Here is a 4,066-nt window from a genome sequence, read left to right on the forward strand (position 1 = left end):
ACCTGTTTGCCCTCCATGCCCAACAGTTAAAAAATGACTTTTCCGAATTGGGCCAACGATATGTCAGGACTCTGAGAGAGTTATCAGGTCAATGGCTGGCGGACAAACTGGCAGAAAAAAAAGTACCGAGACTGAACGCCAGAATAAGGAGTGAACAGAGAAGGTGGTTTCAAAACACACTTTCGCTTGGGATTAACAGAAGGCTGAAGCGCCAAACGGATGGCACTGTCAGTTTTACGGATCCACTGTCCCCGTCTTTTAATGGAGGGACTTTTAATGAAGACAAGCGCAACCGATACCTACCTGTTGTCAGCGATCCTTCAGGCGCAACTTATGTTCTGCTGGACGTGCCAGAGAGTAACAGCGCCGCTTTTTCGGATAATCTGCGCAATATCCTGTTTATGCTTCAGTCCTCAGGTCCGCTGACGCAGCGTACTGCCCGGACACTGATCAATACGATTGAGTCAGCCTATACCCATCACAACCCCTCGTTGGTTAAACAGCAGCTCAGCGAAAAAATTGCCCTGTTTGCGCCGACTGATGTGGTCACACTGGCCACCGAAATGAATAACATCGACGGGGACTACGGGGACTACGGGGACTACGGGGACTATAAGGTTGCCCGAAGCCTGATACGAAGATTGTTGATGAGTCTGGCCATCAACACAGTAACCGTTCTGGCCAGCGGTCGCAGACCGGATCTCCGGCAGAGGCTGCTGATCGCGGAATTGTTCAGCCGGCTCTCCGAAGACATCAACCCCATCAGGCTCCCAACCACGGAAAACCGCGAGTACCTGATTTACCTGGACCCTTTCACGCCCTTCTTCCAGGATTACCGGTTTCCCTCGCAGACCGTTCTGGGGGTTGATTCACCCTTTCTTATCACGCCCATTAATCACAGTGCCTATCGCTCCCAGATGCGTGAACTGACGCTACTGGAAGCAGTGCCACAAGCGCTACATGATGTGCTTCGTTATTTCAACGGACCTAATGAATTCATCGATAGCCTCCTGGCCTGGCGCAAATGGGAGAAAGAGAGTGGTTTCGGGGCAACAAAGGCGGTCGTTAATATTCGGCTGGATTCCGACCGGTTGATCGCAGACAGTTGGGTGATGGTCGATCAATGGCAAGAAAGTGAGCCTGTCAACATCCTGGTCGGACTGTCGGATGTACGACCAGCCTCGTCAGATACCCGTCTGGCCCGGGTGATGACCCAATCCTACGGGCTGGCTCTGTTCCTGCAACTGAGAGCATCGGTAGCAACCCCACCCGTTATCGTCAGGGCCATGGAGATATGGAAGACGGAATACCGTAATGATCCTGATGGTCATTACGCTTTTGACAACGGTCTGAAACTACGCCGGATACCGAACGACAGCGATCCGCTTTACCGGATACTGATCCTTAATATTGATGACCGTGAGTTCAGGTTTGCCCAAGGAACGGTGGATGATTTCCAGCGGGCACTGGACGTACTGTTTCAGGAAAAGCGTCTGGCCGTTTCGGTCAGAAACGTTATTCGTTCCCTTGAAGCGAAGCCGGAGATCGCTGTTGGTACTTTTGCACAGGGCCTGGTTAAGGTACACACAGATTTCTGGAAACAGATGCTGGATTCGGAACTGCGTTCTGCGCTGCAGTTGCAGGAAGCGGATTACCGGATGTTGAAAAAACGAATAGCCAGCTCTGGTTTACTCGCCAAAGTCAGGAGCAGGTTATTGTCAGATTTTGGTGATATGCAAACCCCGCCAGACAAAACTCACTACACTGGCAGAACGTCTTCCCGTTACATAGACGTCTATGGCAAAGAGATAAAAGAGAACAGTCCCGGAATTATTAGCGAAGTGACACCGGGCACCTATGGCGATAAAGGTTCGGAGTCAAAAGTCGCGATCTTGTTCTCTGCCCGGTTTATCAAACAGGTTCTGGAAAACGATGTCACTGCAAATGATATGAAGTCATTGCATGAGACTATTATCAAAACGCTTCGATGGCTCAGAACCACCTCTAAATTCAAGGCTTTTTCCGATGCGTTGATGGCAGGACAGAGCCAAATCTTTGGAGACCTCCAGACTCTGGTGAATCAGGGTGTTATTGATGGTTCTGTCGGCAGCGGCTTCGACCAGGTCAAAATACCTGGCTCTGTCCGGCTATTACTGGTCATCACTCCTCCCGGTTCATCCGGAACTACTCCGGCAGAACCGGTTCTGATTAACAATGCCGGTTGTGCAAGATCCGTGAGTTCTGCGGTCAGATCGTCAGTGACTTGTTGCAGGCCAACACGGTTGATGTAGTGACTGAGGGTGGTCACGGCATTGTCGGAAAGGTAGGTATGGATACCGTCTGCCAGCCTTGTCCCCGGAAACAGGACTTTCCCGGGCTGGTCGTCCCCTGACAGTCGGAACAACAACAGAGTCAACATCGATCTTAACTGGGCATGGGTTGCCTCATTACCGCCTGAGGCCTGAGCGACCGCCTTCACGAACCGGTCGGCGGCGTGCAGGCTGGCCAGCAGCCGCTCCTTCCCGGGGCTGTCTCTGGTAGCTAACAGTACGGGGAGCAAGGACTTGTCCAGATCCCCAAAGGGAAATCCTATGGTGATCCAGGTGTCTGTTTTACCGGTGATGGTTGTCTGCCAGATTTTCACCCCGTCATCAACAAAAGGGGGCAGCCGGTCTTTAAAATACTGGTCAAAGTTCGAGTGAAAAGATCGGTCATTGGGGGGGTGAGGCAGCGTCGAGATAATTTTATCCAGTGCGTAAAACGTTGCTTCCAAACGATCCTTGTTGGTGTCCCGGTCACTGAGGGAAAGGGGTGGCGTTACCAGTTGCAAACCCGGGTGAAGTCCGGGGCCAAGCCATTTCAGGGTGGTTAAAGGTACATCATTAATTTTTTCCGGGCTCAGGCGCACCTGGCTGTGCGACCCGGCGGGTCTGTGGACTGTATGGGTTATTTTTTCAAAGATTAACCGGCCCGGGGCGCTGTCTTCTTTTACGGTCTTTGTGTTGGCAAGTTGCTGGTGAAAGGCCCAGACTAAATCCCGGTTGTTAACCGGGCCAGGCAATGCCGAGGCCGTTTTATCCAGTGCCTGAAAAGCGGCGTCCAGAAAAGACCGTTGCCCGTCCAGCTCATCCAGGGAAAGCGGGGCCGTTATCAGTTGCAGGCCTGACTGACTGTCTTCATTCAGCCATTTAAGGGTGATTAAAGGTGCACCATTGATGTCTGTGGGGCTTCTGGCTATCAGACTTTCCGACCTGGCAGGTTTGTCGATGATGTAGGTTTTTTCAAGGACTATCCGGCCAGATACACTGTCTTGTTTGAGATTCCCGGTGGTGGCAAGCCGGATCAGGGGAGCGAGTCCCATTTGCTGACGAACCATGCGTTCAATGGTGTTAACGTCCGGGGAGGCAGGCTGACTGCCGCCGTTCAGATCGTAGCCGGATTGAACCAGGTTGGTAAACACTGGAATCAGGCTGGACAAACTGGTTTTTGGACTGACAGCCGCATCGGGGGTAATAACCACTCTCTTGTCAGTATCTGATAGCGAAACAACGATTTGCTGCTTTCCGGCACCTGCTTTCGGTGCATCAACTATCAAGTGCTGATAGGGATGGTGGGGGGCTGAAGCCGCTTTGAATGCCTTCCGGTAATCCTGGCCCAGGGGCGTTTTCAGGAACTTCTTAATACCATCGAACAATAAAAAAAGATGATCCGCTCCGGCATGACGGAAGTAATCAGGGGTGACTCTTAACAGGATTAACTTGCCAATCCTGAGTTCCTGAGGCCCCCCGTTTAAATCACGGTTACTATAAAACCGGTCAAAATCCCCCGACTCTGCCATTGAATTCAGTTCGTTAATTAAGGGGGTACTCTTCACCTTGAGGGACGTTTTCAGAAAAGTGTACCCACCACTTCCGATCGCCTGCCGCAGAGTCAGACCCGCCTGAAAATCCGGCAGATTCCTGTGTGTCTCCACCAGTGCCGAAGTAAAAGTGTCCAGAGATACCAAGGGGTTCAGACGGTGGTAGTTCCGAACCCGTTGAAAAGCTTCTGTCAGTTCATCCTGCTC

Annotated in this window: 1 protein-coding gene; it reads left to right on the top strand. The window is 51.8% G+C overall.

All coding sequences use genetic code 11. From position 1 onward, the window contains the following. A partial coding sequence (locus tag KDK16_RS07870) for a hypothetical protein (protein ID WP_257275464.1) occupies positions 1 to 2,291 on the top strand: 2,291 nt, incomplete at its 5' end. Between the last annotated feature and the right edge of the window lie 1,775 nt (positions 2,292 to 4,066).

The organism is Endozoicomonas sp. SESOKO4 (assembly GCF_024606275.1).